Here is a 19,139-nt window from a genome sequence, read left to right as displayed (position 1 = left end):
CCCGCACGTGGCGGGGCATTTTTTATGCGCGAGGCTTACAGGCCATCGAGCATCGCTTTGTTACGCACGGCACCCTTGTCGGCACTGGTGGCCAGCAGGGCATACGCCTTCAACGCGGTAGTGACTTTGCGCGGACGTTTTTCCACCGGCTTCCAGCCTTTCTTGTCCTGCTCGACCCGGCGCGCGGCCAGTTCTTCATCGCTGATCAACAGGTTGATCGAACGGTTTGGAATGTCGATCAGCACCTTGTCGCCGTCCTGCACCAGACCAATTGCGCCGCCGGCAGCGGCTTCCGGTGAAGCGTGACCGATGGACAGCCCCGAAGTACCGCCCGAGAAACGGCCGTCGGTCAACAAGGCGCAGGCTTTGCCCAGGCCCTTGGATTTCAGGTACGACGTCGGGTAGAGCATCTCTTGCATGCCCGGGCCGCCTTTCGGGCCTTCGTAACGGATGATGACGATGTCGCCTTCTTTCACTTCGTCAGCGAGGATGCCGCGTACCGAGCTGTCCTGGCTTTCGTAGATCTTGGCGCGGCCTTCGAAGACGTGAATGGATTCATCCACGCCAGCGGTTTTCACCACGCAGCCATCCAGGGCGATGTTGCCGTACAGCACGGCCAGCCCGCCTTCTTGCGAGTAAGCGTGTTCGACACTACGGATACAGCCGTTTTCACGGTCGTCATCCAGGGTGTCCCAACGGGTCGACTGGCTGAACGCAGTCTGGGTCGGGATACCGGCCGGGCCAGCCTTGAAGAAGGTGTGCACGGCTTCGTCGTCAGTCAGGGTGATGTCCCACTTGGCGATGCCTTCGGCCAGGGATTTGCTGTGCACGGTCGGCAGGTCGGTGTGCAACAGGCCGCCACGGGCCAAGGAGCCTAAGATCGAGAAGATCCCGCCGGCGCGGTGCACGTCTTCCATGTGGTACTTCTGGATGTTCGGCGCGACTTTGCACAGTTGCGGCACGTGACGGGACAGGCGGTCGATGTCGCGCAGGTCGAAGTCGATCTCGGCTTCCTGAGCGGCGGCCAGCAAGTGCAGGATGGTGTTGGTGGAACCGCCCATGGCGATGTCCAGGGTCATGGCGTTTTCGAACGCCTTGAAGTTGGCGATATTGCGCGGCAACACCGACTCATCGTTCTCGCCGTAGTAACGCTTGCACAGCTCGACGATGGTGCGGCCGGCCTGCAGGAACAGTTGCTCGCGGTCGCTGTGGGTGGCCAACGTGGAACCGTTGCCCGGCAAAGCCAGGCCCAGAGCTTCTACCAGGCAGTTCATCGAGTTAGCGGTGAACATGCCGGAGCACGAACCGCAGGTCGGGCAGGCGCTGCGTTCGTATTCCGCAACCTTCTCGTCGGACGCGCTGGAATCGGCGGCGATGACCATGGCGTCGACCAGGTCCAGGCCGTGGGAGGCGAGCTTGGTCTTGCCGGCTTCCATTGGGCCGCCAGAGACGAAAATCACCGGGATGTTCAGGCGCAGGGCAGCCATCAGCATGCCGGGGGTGATCTTGTCGCAGTTGGAGATGCAGACGATGGCGTCGGCGCAGTGGGCGTTGACCATGTATTCCACGGAGTCAGCGATGATCTCGCGGCTCGGCAGGGAATACAGCATGCCGTCATGGCCCATGGCGATGCCGTCGTCCACGGCAATGGTGTTGAATTCTTTTGCCACGCCGCCAGCGCGCTCGATCTCGCGTGCGACCAGCTGGCCCAGGTCTTTGAGGTGGACGTGGCCCGGTACGAACTGGGTGAACGAGTTGGCAATCGCGATGATCGGCTTCTTGAAGTCGTCATCTTTCATCCCCGTGGCGCGCCATAGAGCGCGCGCGCCAGCCATGTTGCGGCCGTGGGTGGATGTTTTCGAGCGGTAATCTGGCATGGAGCACTCCGGGCGGCTAATCAGGTACTACTAATCAGGTACTAAAGGTGAGTGAGCTTCTATTGACGTCTGGAACACTCAGAAAATGGCCGCGTGTCCAAAAGTTGCCACTCGCGTCGCGGGATCGCCGCGTGCTTGGGCTTCGAGCTCATAAACCCGCCGGGGGATGACTGGCGATGAATAGCGTCGATTCTACACCGCTGGTGTCGGGAGGGAATGGGCAGGTGTGAGCGTCGGATGCGTGGGGTTGCAGTTTGGACCGCCTGTCGACGCCAGATGATTCCCTCACGCTACTAAGTCGGGGCCTACAAGCAGGCATACCTGGCGACAGGGAGGTTGTTTAAACTGGCGGGCTTGTGCCTACACCTCGTCCCAAAGGAATTGGAATGCCCGTTACCCATCGGTTTTTAGGGTTTTACCTGCTGATCGGCCTGCTCCAAGGGATCGTGTTCTATTGCTTCAACACGCTTCATGCGCTGGGTCAGCCGCTATTGTTTGTCATCCTCACCCTGGCTTTGGTCGGGGGAACCACTCTGCAGCTGCTCGCCGATAAGGCTCGGCATTGGCGCTCTTTACTGCCTGCGCTGGTGTTCACCCTGTGCGTGGGCGCAATGACGCTGTGGATCAGTTACCGCGTCGAGCCTGCAGGCGGCGGCGGTGTGAATATCGTTGCGTGGCTCTTCAGCCTGCTGCCGCTCAGTTACATCAGCGCCAGCTTTTTGTCTGCCTGGCCTGTCACCCAGGGACAACGCTGGCGGTATGAAGACCTGTTCCACCAAGCCTGGAACGGTGTGTTCATTGTGCTGGGCGCCCTGACCCTGGTGGGGTTGTGCGGGTTGTTGGGCATGCTATGGAGCCGACTGTTCCTGATGCTGGGCATCGAATTTTTCGAGCGCTACCTCTGGAGCGATGGGTTCCTGTCCATCAGCCTGCCGCTGGTGTTCGCGCTGGGTATGTACATGGGCATACGCAACGAGAAAGTTATCGGCCAGATGCGCAGCATGCTCTTTGGTGTTTGTAGATGGGTGTTGCCGATGATTGCACTGATCAGCGTGCTGTTTACCCTGACCTTGCCGTTTACCGGGCTTAAGCAGATTTGGGCAACGGGCTACTCCACGCCGATTCTGCTGGTGCTGGCCGGGGCTCAATTATTCCTGCTCAACGGCGTGTTCCAAGCGGGCGACCAGCCTCGGCCCTATCCGAAATGGCTGACGCACTTTATCGAGTTGAGCCTATTGTGCCTGCCGATTTTCGCAGGGCTGGCGTTTTACTCCAGCTGGCTGCGGGTCGAGCAATATGCGTTGTCGCCGCAACGTTTTATCGCCCTGACCCTAGCGTTGGTGTGTGGTGTGTGGTGTGTATGGTTTGGCTGCGGTGTGGGCGGTGGCCCTGCGCTCGCCGGTCTGGTTGGGCAACTTGCGCACGACTAACCCGCCATTGGCGTTGTTGTCGTGTGTGATGTTGGTGTTGATCAATACGCCCGTCCTCGACCCGGTGCGGCTCAGCGTCGACGATCAGGTCCGTCGCTTGCTCGACGGGCGCACCAAGCCTGAAGCATTTGATGCTGACAACCTGCGTTTTGGTCTGGGGAAGGCTGGCGAGCAGGCCTATGCCAAGTTGCAGGTCGATGTGGATCAGGGGCGCGTTCTGAACCCGGAAGCTCGCCGCGCTTTGCGCGAGAGGATGGACGATACGGCCCTGAGTTACAGCGAGCGGTATGCGAACGAACGGGCTAGGCGGCCCAAGCCAGAACTGGAATGGATTGGCCCTACGCCCACAGGCAGCGAGCAGTTTGTTGATATCAGCTTGACCCCCGACTCGATTTGCGAGTTCGGCTGTGTGCTTTGGGCGGTCGACCTCGATCAGGACGGTCAGAGCGAAGTGTTGGTGGTGCCCCACGCCCGTGTGCACCACGAGTCCAAGCCGCCGCGCATTTATGCCTTGGATGGGAAAGGCGAGTGGGACGATCGCGGCCCTTTGCTATGGACACAATGGCCAGGCGGTTATGTGGACACTGAGACGCTGATCCACGACATCCGTGAAGGCAAGGTGTCGTTGGTCACACCGCGCTACAGGCAATTGCAGTCCAGCGACATGCTGCTCACCCCCGTCATTCGCGAGCCGTAGCGACGCCCGATCCGCCTGTTAGTCAGTAGCCCCCACAGGCTGAACCCAATGAAGCTGATGGCGATGGTCATCAGTAAATGGCTGCCAGTCTGCGCAAGGGCGGCGCTGCTGACGGCGGCGGTGAGGAACATGATGCTATTGCCCGCCGATGCCGCCGTTCCCGCACTGCTCGAAAACAACAGCATCGCGGCCGAAATGGCGGCAGGCCTTACCAGCGTGACCGCCAGGGCACTGATCAGCATGGGAATCAGCAGGGTGATGGTCGTTATGGGGTCTTGTTCTTCGAACAGGTCCTCCACCAGCGCGCAGCCAATCGCACCGAGGATCGACAGCGTGATGCAGCCGAGCAGGACTTCCTTGCCCCCCATTTATCCGACAGAGGGCCCGCGACCAGTTGGGAGATAGAAAACACCAGCGTGAATAAGCTGATGGAGAGCGCGATGTCCGCGGTGGGTGTGTCGAACCGGGCAGCTAGAGCTGGGAATGAGGGCAGCAGAATATTGATCGGGAAGAAGCTGATCAGTGAAATGCAGGTGATGAGGATGAAGCGCGAGCGCTGTTGGCGTTTTGCGTCGCCAGTGGACTGGGCGCAGGACTCAGACATTGTTTTTGTTTTCCGGAGTAATTCCAGAAACCGATACTAGCCTGCGAAACGTGGAATTCAATCAAGACCGTTTTGGGTAGCGGCCTGGCCTTTTCTGACGCACGGCAATGCTCATGACACAGTAAAAAAATGTGGGGGCTGGCCTGCTCCCACATTTTGATCTGCGTTTATTGCTTAGCTATTGGGCAGCAACCGGCACGTAATGCTCTTGATGTACCGCGTCTCGGCAATCGCCGGGTGCACCGGATGATCCGGGCCCTGGCCGCCGCGCTCGAGTATCTGGATATTGCGGTCCAGGTGACGTGCACTGGTCAGCAGGATGTTTTGCAGGTCGTCTTCCGGCAAGTGCATGGAGCACGAGGCGCTGACCAGGATGCCGTCCTTGCTGAGCAGGCGCATGGCTTGCTCGTTCAGGCGGCGGTAGCCGCTTTCGCCGTTTTTCATGTCTTTTTTGCGTTTGATGAAGGCCGGTGGGTCGGCGACGATCACGTCGAAGCGTTCTTCGCTGGCTTTCAGTTCTTTCAGGGCATCGAAGACGTCGCCTTGGATACAGGTCATCTTCTCGGCAACACCGTTCAGCACAGCGTTGCGCTCCACGCCGTCGAGGGCGACGGTTGAAGCGTCGACGCAGAACACTTCACTGGCGCCGAAGGCTGCAGCTTGCACGCCCCAGCCGCCGATGTAGCTGTACAGGTCGAGTACGCGTTTGCCCTTGGCATAAGGGGCCAGGCGTGCGCGATTCATACGGTGGTCGTAGAACCAGCCGGTTTTCTGGCCCTGGATCACCGGGGCTTCGAATTTCACGCCGTTTTCTTCCAGCGCGACCCACTCCGGCACCAGGCCGAAGACGGTTTCAACGTAGCGGTTGAGGCCTTCGGCGTCGCGCGCGGCGGAGTCGTTCTTGAATAGGATGCCGCTCGGCTTGAGCACTTGGGTCAGGGCGGCAATCACGTCTTCTTTGTGGGCTTCCATGGTCGCCGAAGCGATCTGAACGACCAGGATGTCGCCGAAACGGTCGACGACCAAGCCTGGCAACAGGTCGGAGTCGCCGTAGACCAGGCGGTAGAACGGCTTATCGAACAGGCGATCACGCAGCGACAGGGCGACGTTGATGCGGTGCACCAGCAGCGACTTGTCTAGCGGCAACTTGATATCGCGCGACAGCAGGCGTGCGCAGATCAGGTTGTTCGGGCTCATGGCCACGATGCCCAGGGTCTTGCCGCCGGCCGCTTCCAGGATGGCCTGGTCGCCTGCCTGGAAGCCGTGAAGTGGGGTGGCGGCCACGTCGATTTCGTTGCTGTAGACCCACAGGTGGCCGTTGCGCAAACGACGATCGGCGTTGGCTTTGAGACGCAGGCTTGGCAGGGACATGACGTCGCTCCGGAAAAAAGAGCGGGAGTATACCGTGTTGCGCATGAATTCGCGGCGCTGCCGGACATGTGGGAGCGCTTTCAGTTCGGCATTTGGGTGTCGGTCAAGTCTTCATAAGGGGTAGAATCCCCACCTAGCCCAGAGTGTGTACTTATGTCCCAAGAGCTTACCGCCGAACAGATCCAGCAGGCCCTTCAAGGCATCAGCGTGCCGCCCCAGCCGCAAATCATGGTGGATTTGCAGATGGAGCAGTACATGCCCGACCCGGACCTGGAAGTGATCGCGCGGTTGATCTCCCAGGACCCGGGCCTGTCCGGCGCGCTGCTGAAGATCGTCAATTCGTCCTATTATGGCCTGAGCAACAAGATCGCCTCGATCCAGCGCGCGGTGAACCTGCTGGGCAGCCGATCAATCATCAACCTGATCAACGCCCTGTCGATCAGGGGCGAGATGAGCGACGACACCATTGTCACCCTCAACCGCTTCTGGGACACCGCCCAGGACGTGGCCATGACCTGCCTGACGCTGGCCAAGCGCACCGGTGCCCAGGCGGTGGACGAGGCTTATGCTCTGGGGCTGTTCCACGATTGTGGCGTGCCGCTGATGCTCAAGCGCTTCCCCAATTACATGACAGTACTCGAAGAGGCCTACGCCAACGCCGGCCCCGACTGCCGTGTGGTCGACACCGAGAACAACGCGTTCAACACCAACCATGCGGTGGTCGGCTACTACACCGCTAAATCGTGGCGCTTGCCGGAGCATGTGACCGACGCCATCGCCAACCACCACAATGCCTTGGCGATCTTCAGCGATGAGACGTCGCGCAATCCTCAGATGAAAAACCTCCTGGCTATCCTGAAGATGGCCGAGCACATCTGCTCGTCCTACCGCGTGCTGGGCAACCAGCCGGTGGACCATGAGTGGAATGCCATCGGCCACCTGGTGCTGGACTACGTGGGCCTGTCGGACTACGACTTCGAAAGCCTGAAGTTGTCGATCCGCGAACTGGGCGCGCACTGATCCCCCCTTCACGAGGTACACATGCCCGAGTTACCAGAAGTCGAAACCACCCGGCGCGGTATTGCGCCGCACCTGGAAGGCCAGCGGGTCAGCCGCGTGGTGGTGCGTGAGCGGCGCTTGCGCTGGCCGATCCCGGAAGACCTCGATGTGCGCCTGTCCGGCCAGCGCATCGTGCTGGTGGAGCGGCGGGCCAAGTACCTGTTGATCAATGCTGAAGTGGGCACTTTGATCAGCCACTTGGGCATGTCGGGCAACTTGCGTCTGGTGGAAGTCGGCATGCCGGCAGCCAAGCATGAACATGTGGATATCGAGCTGGAGTCCGGCATGGCCCTGCGTTACACCGACCCACGGCGCTTTGGCGCGATGCTGTGGAGCCAGGATCCGCACAACCACGAACTGCTGATTCGCCTGGGCCCGGAGCCGTTGACTGACCTGTTTGATGGCGAGCGCCTGTTCCAACTGTCCCGCGGTAAGTCGATGGCGGTGAAGCCGTTCATCATGGACAACGTGGTGGTGGTGGGCGTGGGTAACATCTATGCGACGGAAGCGCTGTTTGCGGCGGGAATTGACCCGCGCAGGGCCGCCGGCGGTATTTCACGCGGGCGTTACCTGAAGCTGGCCACCGAGATCAAGCGCGTCCTGGCGGCGGCGATTGAGCGGGGCGGCACGACATTGCGGGATTTTATCGGCGGCGATGGGCAGCCGGGGTATTTCCAGCAGGAATTGTTCGTCTATGGCCGTGGAGGCGAAGCGTGCAAGGTCTGTGGGACCGAGCTACGCAATGTGGTGCTGGGGCAGCGGGCGAGTGTGTTTTGCCCTAAGTGCCAGAGCTGATTGTTGTGGGGGGCTAACATGGCCATCGGGGGCAAGCCCCCGATGAGCCCCTAAGAGGCACTAAGGACACTCAAGCCTTACCGGTAATCTTCCGGTACTTTTCCATCAACTGCTCTTCAGTCTCAGGGTGCGCCTCATCCAGCGGGATGCAATCCACCGGGCACACTTGCTGGCACTGAGGCTCGTCGTAGTGGCCGACGCACTGGGTGCACAGGTTGGGGTCGATCACGTAGATCTCTTCACCCTGGGAAATGGCAGCGTTCGGGCACTCGGGTTCGCAGACGTCGCAGTTGATGCAATCGTCGGTGATGATCAGGGACATGGAAACTCCTGCCAGGGCTGTCAGCCAGGGCATCTGAAAACTAATGCGCGCAATTGTGCCGCATTGGCGCCCGCAGTGCGAGCGGGCGCCGATTGAGCGGTCTTACTTCTTGAAGCGTAGAGTCAACGCATCGGCTACGGCCGGGTGCACGAACTTGGTGATATCTCCGCCCAGAGCAGCGATTTCACGCACCAACGTCGAGGAAATGAACGAGTAACGCTCGGACGGCGTGAGGAACAGACTCTCCACGTCCGGCGCCAGTTGGCGGTTCATGTTGGCCAGCTGGAATTCATACTCGAAGTCGGACACCGCACGCAGGCCACGCAGGAACACATTGGCGTTCTGCTCTTTGGCAAAGTGCGCCAGCAGGGTCGAGAAGCCCACCACTTCCACGTTGGGCAGGTGTTTGGTGACCTCACGCGCCAACTCCACGCGCTGTTCCAGGGGAAACAGCGGGTTTTTCTTGGGGCTGGCAGCGACCGCGATGATCACATGGTCGAACAGGCGAGAGGCGCGTTCGACCAAATCGCCATGGCCTTTGGTAATCGGGTCGAAGGTACCTGGGTACAACACTCGGTTCATCGCGTCGTCCTGGCGGAGTCCGTTGGGGAACCGGATGGTATCGCAGCCATCCCGGTCGGCCAAGTCAACTTATGCAGAAGAAAGCAGTATAGACATGGCGAATACCGTGTTTTTTCACGCCGTTTTCAGACGTTCGGCTAATGCCGTCGCCAGTTGCGCGGTTAATCCGTACACCGACAATTGCGGGTTAGCCCCAATGCTGGTGGGGAATAACGAGCCGTCGTGGATCGACAGGTTACGCAACTGGTGATGGCGACCGAGGCTGTCGGTCACTGCATTTTTTGGATCTTCTCCCATGGCGCAACCGCCCATCACGTGGGCGCTGCCCAAGGTGGTTCGATGCAATTCCAGGCTTAGACTGTCGATCAGGCTGCGCGCCTCGGCCAGGGTGTTTACGTAACGTGCATCGTGATGCAACGGCTTGACCGACTTGGCGCCCGCCGCGAACTGAATCTCGGCCATGCTGTGGAAGGCTCGGCGTAGACCGTCCCAGGCATAGGGTGACACTTGATAATCGAGTACTGGCGTACCGTCGCCGCGTAATTCCACCGTGCCGCCAGGGCTGTCGGGATGAAAACCATCACGTAAAAGGGCGAGCATGGCGTGGGTATGGGGCAACTGGCTCATGTCCAGCGCGTTGCCGGTGCCGTACCCGCCGAATAGCGTGCTGGCTAACCCTGGGTGTAACGGCGGCGCCTCCAGCTTGTAGGCCATTTTGCCGGTGGTGCCGTCCAGCCATTGGAAGTGATCGGAGTAAATTGACTGCGGCGCGCCGTAGAACGGGTTGATCACCTCGTCGAATTGCCCGGCGGAGAAATTCACCAGATGCAGAAAGGTGCGTTTGCCCAGCCGCGAATGCGGGTCGGGCGCGTCCGAACGCATCAGCAGCGCCGGGCTGTTGATGCCGCCGCCCGATAACACGTAATGCTTGGCTTTGACCGTGATCTTGCGCCCGGTAGGCGCTACGCAGCGTTCGTCCATCGCCACGCATTCCAGGCTGCTGATGGTGTCGCCGCTGTACTTGAGTCGTTCTGCGCGGGCGAGATACAGCAGTTCGCCGCCCTTCTCCAGCGTGGACGGAATGGTGGTCACCAACATCGACTGCTTGGCGTTGACCGGGCACCCCATGCCGCAATAGCCGAGGTTGAAGCAGCCGCGCACGTTGCGTGGGATGACATGCCAGCTGTAACCGAGCTTTTCGCAGCCTCTGCGGATCACATCATTGTTGGCATTCGGTGGGATGGCCCACGGGGCGATGCCCAGGCGCTGTTCCATCCTCTCGAACCACGGCGCCATCTCGGCGCTGCTGTGGCCTTTTACCGCGTACTCACTGGCCCAGTGGGAAAGAGTGGCATCGGGCGTGCGAAAGCTCGACGTCCAGTTGATCAACGTGGTACCGCCCACCGCACGGCCCTGCAGGATGGTGATCGCGCCGTCCTTGCTCATGCGGCCGATACCTTCCTGGTACAGGCTGGCATAAGCCTCGTCCTCGAGCAGCTTGAAGTCGCTACTGGTCTTGAGCGGGCCCTCTTCGATCAGCAACACTTTGTAGCCAGCGGCGCTGAGAATTTCCGCGGTGGTGCCGCCACCGGCACCGCTGCCGATGATCACCACGTCGGCCTCCAAGGCCAGGTCGCCGTCTAAGGCAGCGCCATTGTGGGTTTTCCAGCCTCGGGCCAGGCCGTCGCGGAACAGATCGGGTACGGGCATAGAAGTGCACTCTTGTTTTTATGAGTTAAACGCTACGAAGTTGCGGTCAATGTGGGCGCGAGCAAGCCCGCTCCTACAGTTTCGAATGGGCTATCAACGTCAGATCTTCGGCGGCCCGGGGTAGCCGCAATGCGCCCAGGACTGCGGGCGGAAGTACCAGGCCATGATTACCAGCTTGAGCAACGAGCCCTGGCCCATGCGCAGCAGGTTCAGGTAGCTGTTTTCCCAGCGGTGCAGGAAGTTGCGGATCTGCTCGCCACTGGCGTTTTCCCAACTGTCCCAAATACCGGTCAGCGGCCCCCGTGTGATACCCATACCCAGTACGTCGAACAGTTGCTGGGTGAGCTTGAACATCTCGGGTGACAGGTGCTGAAGGCTGTAGTCGAGCTTTTTCAGGGTGTCTTCAATTTCGGCGACTACATCCTGGGCGCTGGCCGCGCCTTCAAGCAGTACCGGGATCACCGCGCGCAAGAACGGCAAGTCACTGCTGCGCAGCATGGCAAAGCCGCTGGCCGGGGTGCTGCTGGAGCAGCCGCTGAGGCTGGCGCCTAGCCCGGCGGTCGCCAGGAAAGCACTGGCGCACAGGCCGATTTTCAGGACGCCGCGCCGCGACAGCGCAGGTGTTTCAGTCAGGCTAGGGTTCATTGTTATTGTTATCCCGAGGGTGGCGGAATCAGCGAACGAACAGCTTTTGAATCAACTTCTGGATCGACTTACCGTAGGGCGGGTAGATCAACTTCGCGGCGTTCAAGCGCTGTTTCACCAGCACTCCCTTAGCCTTGCTGAACGTGAGGAACCCTTCGTGGCCGTGGTAATGGCCCATGCCCGATGGGCCGATACCGCCGAAGGGCATGTCGTCCTGGGCCACATGCAGCAAGGTATCATTCAGGCACACGCCGCCCGAGTGGGTTTCGTGGAGTACGCGGTTCTGCTCGCCCTTGTTGTAGCCGAAGTAGTACAGGGCCAATGGGCGAGGGCGTTGGTTGATGTAGGCAAATGCCTGGTCGATGCCGCGATACGGCACGATCGGCAGCACCGGGCCGAAGATCTCGTCCTGCATCACGGTCATTTCATCGCTGACATTCAGCAACAGACTGTGGGCCATGCGCCGTGCCTGGCCGTGGTCATACAGTGCAACCAGGGTGGCGCCTTTGTCGGTGGCGTCCTTGATGTAGGCATTCAGCCGGGTTTGCTGCCGCTCGTTAATGATTGCTGTGTAATCCGGGTTGTCGGCCAGGGTCGGATAAAACCCGCGAACCGCCTTGCTGTAAGCCTCGACGAACCCCTCAACGCGGTCTTCCGGCACCAGCACGTAGTCCGGTGCCACGCAGGTTTGCCCGGCATTCAGGCATTTGCCGAACGCGATGCGCTCGGCGGCGTCCTTAAGCGGCACGTCGGCGGAAACGATGGCTGGCGATTTACCACCCAGTTCCAGTGTGACCGGCGTCAGGTGCTCGGCGGCGGCGCGCATCACGTGCTTGCCGATGCTGGTGGCACCGGTGAACAGCAGGTGATCGAAGCGTAATTTGGAAAACGCCATGCCTACTTCGGCTTCGCCTAGCACCACACACACCAGGTCTTCGGGGAAGATTCTCGCCAACAGTGCCTTAAGCAATTGACCCGTGGCGGGCGTGGACTCGCTGAGCTTAAGCATCACCCGATTACCGGCCGCCAAAGCGCCGACCAGCGGGCCAATGGCCAAATATAGCGGGTAATTCCACGGCACGATCACCCCGACCACGCCCAGGGGTTGATAGATGACTTTGGCCGACGCCGGTTGGAAGGCAATGCCTACGGCGCGCCGGGAAGGTTTCATCCAGCCTTTAAGGTGTTTGCTGGCGTAGTGAATGCCATGCAGGCTGGGCATCAGTTCGGCGAACAAGGTTTCGTCTGCACTGCGGTGGCTGAAGTCCTGGCTGATCGCGCTGATCAACGCTTGGCGTTCATTGCTGAGCACGTCACGCAAGGCCTTAAGCCATTGCTGGCGCTGCGCCGCTGGCGGCATCGGGTTAGCGGCATAGGCGCGGCGTTGGGCGTCGAACAGGTCCTGGAGTTGATCCAGCGCCTGGGAATCTTGCAGGTAGGCAATGGTGGCTGACATGGCGCAGGTTCCCAATTGTTATAGGTCTGCCTGGATTTTTAGAGTCATTGCTCTAAATTGTCAAATATCATTGCAGCAACAGGCGGTTTTATCCAAGCAAGGATAGGCCGTAAGATGCCCCATCACGTGTTTAGAAGCTGATCCCCTATGGCACCACGAGTAAAGACCAGCGAGCGCATTGTGCAAACCAGCCTGGAGCTTTTTAACCAGCAGGGCGAGCGCAGCGTCAGTACCAACCATATTGCTGCCCATATGGAAATTTCCCCCGGCAACCTGTACTACCACTTCCCCAACAAGCAGGCGATCATCGCCGTGCTGTTTCGTGAATATGAAGCCTTGGTGGACAGTTTTCTGCGCCCCCCCCAAGGCCGCGCCGTCACCGTCGAAGACAAGCGCTTCTACCTGCAGGCCGTACTGGCTGGCATGTGGCGCTACCGGTTCCTGCACCGCGACCTCGAACACCTGCTGGAAAGCGACCCGGAGCTTGCCACCGGCTATCGGCGTTTTTCCCAGCGCTGCCTGATCCAGGGAAACGCCATCTATCAGGGGTTTGTTGACGCTGGCATCCTGTCTATGGACCCGGTGCAAACCGAAGCCCTTACGCTCAATGCCTGGATCATCCTCACCTCCTGGGTGCGTTTCCTGTGCACCACCAATGAAAATTCCGCTCATCTGAGCGCAGAGGCGATCAAGCGTGGGGTGTATCAGGTACTCGTGCTGGAGGCGGGGTTTGTCACGCCCCAGGCGAAAGAGGCGGTAGATGCCTTGTTCAAAGAGTTTTATGTGCCGTTGAACCAGGCACTCGAAGAAGTGAAGTAGGACCTTTCCCGAATTTGCTCACAGGAGTCCGTCATGCCGTTTGCCCAACTGATCAGCCCCCAGCAACTCGCCGAGCGCCAGAAGCCCGACGGCTTGGTTATTCTGGATTGCCGCTTTGCCCTGGAGGACCCGGACTACGGGCTTTGCAGCTACGCTGAAGGGCACATTGAGGGCGCGCAATATGCTGACCTGGAGCGCCACCTCAGCGGTCCGGTGACCAAAGGCGTGAGCGGCCGGCACCCCTTGCCGGCACCGGACGCCTTGGTTGCACAACTGCGGGCGTGGGGCATCAATGCCGACTCCGACATCGTGCTGTATGACGACGGCCCCGGCGCCTATGCAGCCCGCGCCTGGTGGTTGCTGGTCTGGCTGGGCAAACGTGATGGCGTATTTATTTTGGACGGTGGCCTGAAGGCCTGGCACGCGGCGGGCTTCCCGCTGAGTCTGGATGCGCCGGTGGTTGAGCCGGGAACGTTTGCCGGCAAGCCCGACAACCACCTGCTGTTGGACGCAGAACAGCTGCAAAAACGCCTGGGCGAACCGGGCCTGACCTTGATCGATGCTCGCGCTCAAGCGCGTTTTCGTGGCGACGTGGAGCCCATCGATCCCATCGCCGGGCATATTCCGGGCGCGCAATGTGCGGCGTTCAACGAAAACCTGGGCAGTGGCGGTTGCTTCCTGCCGGCGGAACAGCTCAAGCAGCGTTTCGCCACGCAGTTGCAGGGCCGCTCGCCGGATGAGCTGGTGGCGTATTGCGGTTCGGGCGTGACGGCGTGCCACAACTTGTTTGCCCTGAGCCTGGCGGGTTACCCATTGGGCAAGCTGTATGCGGGGTCGTGGAGCGAGTGGATTACTGATCCTACGCGGGAAATTGCAACCGGCGACTGATGTGCCAGATGTATAAACCCCAATCATTTTTTAACCGTGGCGTGTCAGCAGCCATTGAGGGATACGCCGCTCCAGGTAGTAGCTGGGGCGCTTCAGCGAACCATCAACAAACCCCACATGCCCACCCTTGGCCAGTAACTCGAACTCGGTGCATTCCGACAGTTCCCTGGCTTCGGGCAGGCTGTGGGCGAACACGAACGGGTCATCTGCCGCTTGGATAATCAGCGTGGGCGTACGAATATCGCCCAAGTAATAGCGGCTCGATGCTCGACGGTAATAGTCCTCGGCGCTGAGGAAACCGTGCAGTGGCGCGGTCACCCGCCCGTCGAAGTCCCAAAACGTGCGCATCTTCTCAAGAGAACCCAGTGACTCCAGGGTTTTCAGTCCATCTGCCCGTCCGTCCTGTAAAAACCGGCTTTGCTTGACGCGGATATACGTCAGCATCTCGCGCATGAAGTGCTTCTGATAGACCCGCGAAAAGCCCAGCCCAATGCGATCTGCACATTGATCCAGACGAAACGGCACCGACACCGCCGCCGCGCCCTGCAGCCCCGACGATACGCCGGTTTCCCCCAAGTGCTTGAGCAGCACATTGCCGCCCAGCGAATAGCCAACGGCGTACAACGGCGCCAATGGCCGCTTCGCGCGAAGATGTGCAATCGCTGCTGCCAGGTCTTCACTGGCGCCCGAGTGATAGCTGCGAGCCAAAAGGTTTGGCTCGCCTGAGCAGCCGCGCCAGTTCAGCGCTGCGCTGGCCCAGCCTTGGGCGGCGAGGACTTTTTGCAGGCCTGCCACGTAGGGCGAGTTGGAGGACCCGGTCAGCCCATGTAGCACCAGCACCAAAGGCGCTTGCGCGTCATGAGGTCCATGCCAGTCGAGGTCGAGAAAATCACCGTCGTCCAGCCACAAGCGTTCGCGTTGGCGTTCGATATGGGTAGTGGGTCGCCACAACGGCCCCCACAGCGTTTGCACGTGGGGGTTACCGAGGCCGAAGGCGGGTTTGAACAGGTCAGTAGACGGGGTCATGGGTATCTCTGTGGCGAACGAACTCACTGTGGCGAGCGAGCTTGCTTGCCCTGGGCTGCGCAGCAGCCCTAACAAGAACACCGCACATGTTCAGTCAGAACACTATTGTAGGTTTTGAGGCTGCTTCGCAGCCCAGCGGGAGCAAGCTCCCTCGCCACAATTGAAACCGGCCTGAAAGACTAGGCGACGCTTTCGACCAACCGATGCCACAACGCGTAGTACACCCGACCGGACTTTTGCTCCCGGTGCAGGCGCCAGGCGCCCGGCAGGCCCAAGGTAGACGGGGCGGTTTCACTCTCAGTGTAGATCCACGCATCCGCAGCCAGCCACTGCCGCTCTTCCAGCAACGCACACACGGTCGGTAACAGGTTCTGATTGAACGGTGGGTCGAGGAACACCACGTCGTATTCAGTCGCCGCCTGGGTTTCCAGGTAGCGCAACGCGTCGGCCGTCTGAACCTGGCCGGTGGTGCAGCGCAGCGTGCCCAGGTGTTCCTTGAGGCTTGATACCGCCACATTGCTGGCATCCAACGCCTGGCCCTGGGCCGCGCCACGGGACAGCGCCTCCAGGAACAGCGCGCCGCTGCCGGCAAACGGGTCCAGCACTTTGGCCCCGCCAATATACGGCGCGAGCCAGTTGAACAGGGTTTCACGCACGCGATCCGGCGTTGGGCGCAAGCCTACGACGTCGGGGAAGCTCAGCTTGCGGCTGCCCCATTCGCCGCCAATGATGCGCAGTTGGCCCACACCGTTATGCACGTTGTGGACGGGTTTTTTCGGGCGAGATGAACTGGCCATTAATGCTCCGGAACCCCGAGCGGCTGCTCGGCAGGTTTATCAGTGGGGGGCGGTAGTGGCTTTTGCGCAATCGTCGGGCCGGCGGTCACGATGACCATCTTGTCGGCGCTCAAGTGTTTATTCATTGCAGCCTTGACCTGCTCTACGGTCAGGGCCTGGGATTGTTTCATGAAATCTTCCAGATAGCTCAGCGGCAGGTTGTAGAAACCCATGGCGCCCAGCTGCCCGACGATATCGGCGTTGCTCGCGGTGGACAGCGGAAAGCTGCCAGCCAGCTCACGCTTGGCGTCGTCCAGCTCCTTTTGCGTCGGGCCGGTCTTGAGGTAGTCGGCCAGTACGTCCTCAACCAGGCGCAGGGTGCCGCCGCTCATTTCGGCGCGGGTCTGCAGGTTGATCATGAACGGGCCGCGTACCTGCATCGGCGAGAAGCCGGAGTACACACCGTACGTCAGGCCGCGTTTCTCGCGGACTTCGCTCATCAAGCGGGTGCCGAAGCCGCCACCGCCGAGGATCTGGTTGCCCAAGGACGAGGCTGCGTAGTCCGGGTCGGCGCGGTCGATGCCCAGTTGCGCGAACAACAGGTGCGTTTGCTTGGACGGGAACTCGATATGGCTCAGGCCAGCTTTCGGCTCGCTCGGCTGGGCGATTTTCGCCAGGGCCGGGCCCTTAGGCAGCGACGCGGAGACCTTGGCGGTCATAGCCTCGGCGTCAGCGCGAGTCAGGTCGCCGACCACTGCGATCACTGCATTGCCTGCCGCATAAGCCTTGGCGTGGAACGCCTGCAACTGTGCGAGGGTAATCTTCGGAACGCTGTCGGGCGTACCTTCGCTCGGGTGAGCGTAAGGGTGATCGCCGTACAGGCGCTTGAACAGCTCAAGGCTTGCGAGCTTGGCCGGGTTCTGTTTCTGGTACTCAAAACCGGCGAGGATTTGATTTTTGATCCGCGCCAGAGAGTCGGCCGGGAAGGTTGGCTTGCCGATCACGTCATCAAACAGTGCCAACGCAGCATCGCGCTTGTCGCTGTCGCTCAGGCTGCGCAGGGACACCAGCGCCATGTCGCGGTAGGCACCATTGCCGAAGTCGGCGCCCAGGCCTTCAAAACCGCTGGCGATCTGGCTGACATCCTTGCCGGGTACACCTTCGTTGAGCATGGCGTTGGTCAGCAGTGCCAAGCCGGGGGTGTTGCCGTCCTGGCTGCTGCCGGCGGCGAACAGGATGCGCATGTCGAACATCGGCAACTCGTGGGCTTCGACGAACAGCACCTTGGCGCCTTCGGCGGTGGTCCAGGTTTGCACGTCGAGCTTGCGGTTGGTCGGCGCCTTGCCGTCCAGCTCCGCCAAAGATTGCAGTTTGCTGGCCGATTGGGCTTTGTCCAGCGCCTGGCTGGCCACGGACTCGCTCGGGCGCAGGAAGTACACGGCGCTGGCGGCGATCGCGGTGACGGCGACCAGGGCTGGCAGGATCAGGCGGCTGCTTTTGCGATTACTCATGAGCGGTCTCCTCAGGCAAAACATGGGCGACGCTCAAACGCTCGCGGGTGAAATAAGTACGTGCGGCCTTCTGGATATCTTCCGGGGTCACGCTTTGCAGGTCGGCCAACTCGGTGTCCATCAGTTTCCAGGACAGCCCGACAGTTTCCAGGGAGCCGATGGCCGTGGCCTGGCTGGTGATCGAATCACGCTGGTAGACCACGCCGGCAATGACCTGGGCGCGGATACGCTCCAGTTCTTCGGTGGTCGGCGGTTTGGCTTTCAATTCGTCCAGCAGGCGCCAAAGGCCGGCTTCGGCTTGGGCAATGGTCTTTTTCTTCTGCTGGTTCGGCGTGGCCGTCAGGGTGAACAGGCTGTCACCCCGGGTGTAAGCGTCGTAGCTGGTGGAGGCGGCAGATACCAACTCTTCACCGCGTTCCAGTTGCTCCGAAATACGTGCGCTATAGCCGCCATCCAGCAGGGCCGACAGCAGGCGCAGGGCCTGTACCGAGCGCTTGTCTTCGGCGGTGGCCAGGCCTGGCACGTTGAAACCCAGGATGACGCTCGGCAGTTGGGTCTGCACGTGCATGGTCAGCAAGCGTTCGCCGGGCTCGGCGAGCTCCAGCGGGATCTTGGCCGGTGGCACGTCACGCTTGGGGATCGGGCCGAAGTAGCGCTGGGCGAGGTTTTTCACCTCGTCCGGGGTGACGTCACCGACCACCACCAGGGTGGCGTTGTTCGGCACATACCAAGACTGATACCAATGGCGCAGTTCTTCGACTTTCATGCGTTCCAGGTCGGCCATCCAGCCGATGGTCGGCGTGTGGTAGCCGCTGGCGGGGTAGGCCATGGCCTTGAAGCGTTCGTAGGCCTTAGACATCGGATTGTCGTCGGTGCGCAGGCGGCGCTCTTCCTTGATGACTTCAATCTCGCGGCTGAACTCATCGGCTGGCAGGCGCAGGCTGGCCATGCGGTCGGCCTCCAGCTCGAAAGCAACGCCCAGGCGATCACGGGCCAGCACTTGGTAGTAGGCGGTGTAATCATCGCTGGTAAAGGCGTTTTCTTCGGCGCCCAGGTCGCGCAGGATCAGCGAGGCTTCGCCGGGGCCAACCTTGGCGCTGCCCTTGAACATCATGTGTTCCAAGGCGTGGGACAAGCCGGTTTGGCCTGGGGTTTCGTAGCTCGAACCAACTTTGTACCAGACCTGGGAAACCACCACCGGCGCGCGATGATCTTCGCGCACGACCACTTTGAGGCCGTTATCCAGGGTAAATTCATGGGTGGGTTGTGGGTCGGCAGCCAAGGCTGAAAGGGGCAGACAAACTGTGCTGAACAGCAGGCCTGCAGCGCGGCGGGCTAGAGCATTCATTCGTTTTTAAACCTGTTGGGCTGCCCGCGTGGTCTTAGCGTCGGCGGGCGAGGAGGTGCTAGGATACTGATCCGATTTAGGGACGGCCACTGCGGCGGCCATCTTGTCCCAGATCCAGTCGTAGAAATGTTGGATTAGAGGGTGTTTTTCCCCGATGATCTTTCATTTTTCGCCGATTTTATCGCTTCAGTCCTTTATTGAAACGATTTGTTGAGGCCTTTAT

General features: G+C 60.5%; 17 protein-coding genes and 1 pseudogene. 6 read left to right on the top strand and 12 right to left on the bottom strand.

Going from position 1 to position 19,139, the window contains the following annotated elements; genetic code table 11:
• Window positions 1-35: 35 nt before the first annotated feature.
• Window positions 36-1,877 carry a dihydroxy-acid dehydratase gene (gene ilvD / locus FW764_RS22315; protein ID WP_446435736.1) on the bottom strand — a complete coding sequence of 614 codons (1,842 nt, stop codon included), beginning with the start codon at window positions 1,875-1,877 and terminating at the stop codon, window positions 36-38.
• A gap of 386 nt (window positions 1,878-2,263) precedes the next feature.
• On the opposite strand from ilvD, the gene FW764_RS22310 reads away from it, so the two are divergent.
• Together FW764_RS22310 and FW764_RS22305 are read left to right on the top strand one after the other, a co-directional pair.
• The gene (locus tag FW764_RS22310; protein WP_446435735.1) at window positions 2,264-3,307 is read left to right on the top strand and encodes a hypothetical protein; all 1,044 of its coding nucleotides are present in this window, start codon (window positions 2,264-2,266) and stop codon (window positions 3,305-3,307) included.
• Entirely contained in the window at window positions 3,294-4,004 is a 711-nt protein-coding gene (locus FW764_RS22305; RefSeq protein ID WP_446435734.1) for a hypothetical protein, read from the top strand. Before FW764_RS22310 ends, FW764_RS22305 begins: the two co-directional genes overlap by 14 nt.
• On the opposite strand, the pseudogene FW764_RS22300 reads toward FW764_RS22305, so the two are convergent.
• Together FW764_RS22300 and FW764_RS22295 are read right to left on the bottom strand one after the other, a co-directional pair.
• A pseudogene (locus tag FW764_RS22300) lies at window positions 3,947-4,608 on the bottom strand (MFS transporter). The gene FW764_RS22305 and the pseudogene FW764_RS22300 overlap by 58 nt on opposite strands.
• Window positions 4,609-4,782: 174 nt before the next feature.
• Entirely contained in the window at window positions 4,783-5,979 is a 1,197-nt protein-coding gene (locus tag FW764_RS22295; protein ID WP_446435733.1) for a class I SAM-dependent rRNA methyltransferase, read from the bottom strand.
• A gap of 207 nt (window positions 5,980-6,186) precedes the next feature.
• Here FW764_RS22295 and FW764_RS22290 point away from each other — a divergent pair, with 207 nt between their 5' ends.
• Both FW764_RS22290 and mutM read left to right on the top strand, forming a co-directional pair.
• The gene (locus FW764_RS22290; RefSeq protein WP_446435739.1) at window positions 6,187-6,999 is read left to right on the top strand and encodes an HDOD domain-containing protein; all 813 of its coding nucleotides are present in this window, start codon (window positions 6,187-6,189) and stop codon (window positions 6,997-6,999) included.
• Window positions 7,000-7,020: 21 nt separating this feature from the next.
• Complete coding sequence (gene mutM, locus FW764_RS22285; RefSeq protein WP_446435732.1) at window positions 7,021-7,833, top strand: bifunctional DNA-formamidopyrimidine glycosylase/DNA-(apurinic or apyrimidinic site) lyase; 813 nt, start codon at window positions 7,021-7,023, stop codon at window positions 7,831-7,833.
• Between the two features lie 70 nt (window positions 7,834-7,903).
• Here the strand turns inward: mutM and FW764_RS22280 are convergent, their stop codons facing one another.
• The 5 genes from FW764_RS22280 to FW764_RS22260 all read right to left on the bottom strand — a co-directional run bounded on the left by FW764_RS22280 (window position 7,904) and on the right by FW764_RS22260 (window position 12,548).
• Window positions 7,904-8,155 carry a YfhL family 4Fe-4S dicluster ferredoxin gene (locus FW764_RS22280; RefSeq protein ID WP_003195146.1) on the bottom strand — a complete coding sequence of 84 codons (252 nt, stop codon included), beginning with the start codon at window positions 8,153-8,155 and terminating at the stop codon, window positions 7,904-7,906.
• A gap of 102 nt (window positions 8,156-8,257) precedes the next feature.
• Entirely contained in the window at window positions 8,258-8,737 is a 480-nt protein-coding gene (coaD, locus tag FW764_RS22275) for a pantetheine-phosphate adenylyltransferase (RefSeq protein ID WP_003176711.1), read from the bottom strand.
• Window positions 8,738-8,851: 114 nt separating this feature from the next.
• A complete protein-coding gene (locus FW764_RS22270) occupies window positions 8,852-10,447 on the bottom strand; it encodes a GMC family oxidoreductase N-terminal domain-containing protein (protein WP_446435731.1) in 1,596 nt (531 codons plus the stop codon).
• Between the two features lie 99 nt (window positions 10,448-10,546).
• Entirely contained in the window at window positions 10,547-11,092 is a 546-nt protein-coding gene (locus FW764_RS22265) for a twin-arginine translocation pathway signal protein (protein ID WP_446435730.1), read from the bottom strand.
• Between the two features lie 28 nt (window positions 11,093-11,120).
• Complete coding sequence (locus tag FW764_RS22260) at window positions 11,121-12,548, bottom strand: coniferyl aldehyde dehydrogenase (RefSeq protein WP_446435729.1); 1,428 nt, start codon at window positions 12,546-12,548, stop codon at window positions 11,121-11,123.
• 147 nt (window positions 12,549-12,695) lie between these two features.
• Here FW764_RS22260 and FW764_RS22255 point away from each other — a divergent pair, with 147 nt between their 5' ends.
• Window positions 12,696-13,367 (top strand): TetR/AcrR family transcriptional regulator, encoded by a 672-nt coding sequence (locus tag FW764_RS22255; RefSeq protein ID WP_083356284.1) that lies wholly within the window; start codon window positions 12,696-12,698, stop codon window positions 13,365-13,367.
• 33 nt (window positions 13,368-13,400) lie between these two features.
• On the top strand, window positions 13,401-14,255 hold the full coding sequence (locus FW764_RS22250) for a sulfurtransferase (protein WP_446435728.1): 855 nt from the start codon (window positions 13,401-13,403) through the stop codon (window positions 14,253-14,255).
• Window positions 14,256-14,285: 30 nt separating this feature from the next.
• On the opposite strand, the gene FW764_RS22245 is transcribed toward FW764_RS22250, so the two are convergent.
• The 4 genes from FW764_RS22245 to FW764_RS22230 all read right to left on the bottom strand — a co-directional run bounded on the left by FW764_RS22245 (window position 14,286) and on the right by FW764_RS22230 (window position 18,916).
• On the bottom strand, window positions 14,286-15,281 hold the full coding sequence (locus FW764_RS22245; RefSeq protein ID WP_446435727.1) for a hydrolase: 996 nt from the start codon (window positions 15,279-15,281) through the stop codon (window positions 14,286-14,288).
• Between the two features lie 179 nt (window positions 15,282-15,460).
• Window positions 15,461-16,078: a 16S rRNA (guanine(966)-N(2))-methyltransferase RsmD gene (gene rsmD, locus FW764_RS22240; protein WP_446435726.1), complete on the bottom strand. Its 618-nt coding sequence runs from the start codon at window positions 16,076-16,078 to the stop codon at window positions 15,461-15,463.
• Window positions 16,078-17,568: a M16 family metallopeptidase gene (locus FW764_RS22235; protein ID WP_446435725.1), complete on the bottom strand. Its 1,491-nt coding sequence runs from the start codon at window positions 17,566-17,568 to the stop codon at window positions 16,078-16,080. Before FW764_RS22235 ends, rsmD begins: the two co-directional genes overlap by 1 nt.
• Window positions 17,561-18,916 carry a M16 family metallopeptidase gene (locus FW764_RS22230; protein ID WP_446435724.1) on the bottom strand — a complete coding sequence of 452 codons (1,356 nt, stop codon included), beginning with the start codon at window positions 18,914-18,916 and terminating at the stop codon, window positions 17,561-17,563. Before FW764_RS22230 ends, FW764_RS22235 begins: the two co-directional genes overlap by 8 nt.
• Window positions 18,917-19,139: the final 223 nt, after the last annotated feature.

The organism is Pseudomonas sp. 1152_12 (assembly GCF_052850675.1).
Note: the sequence above shows the minus strand (reverse complement) of the source record. Positions and strands in the feature narration are given on the sequence as shown.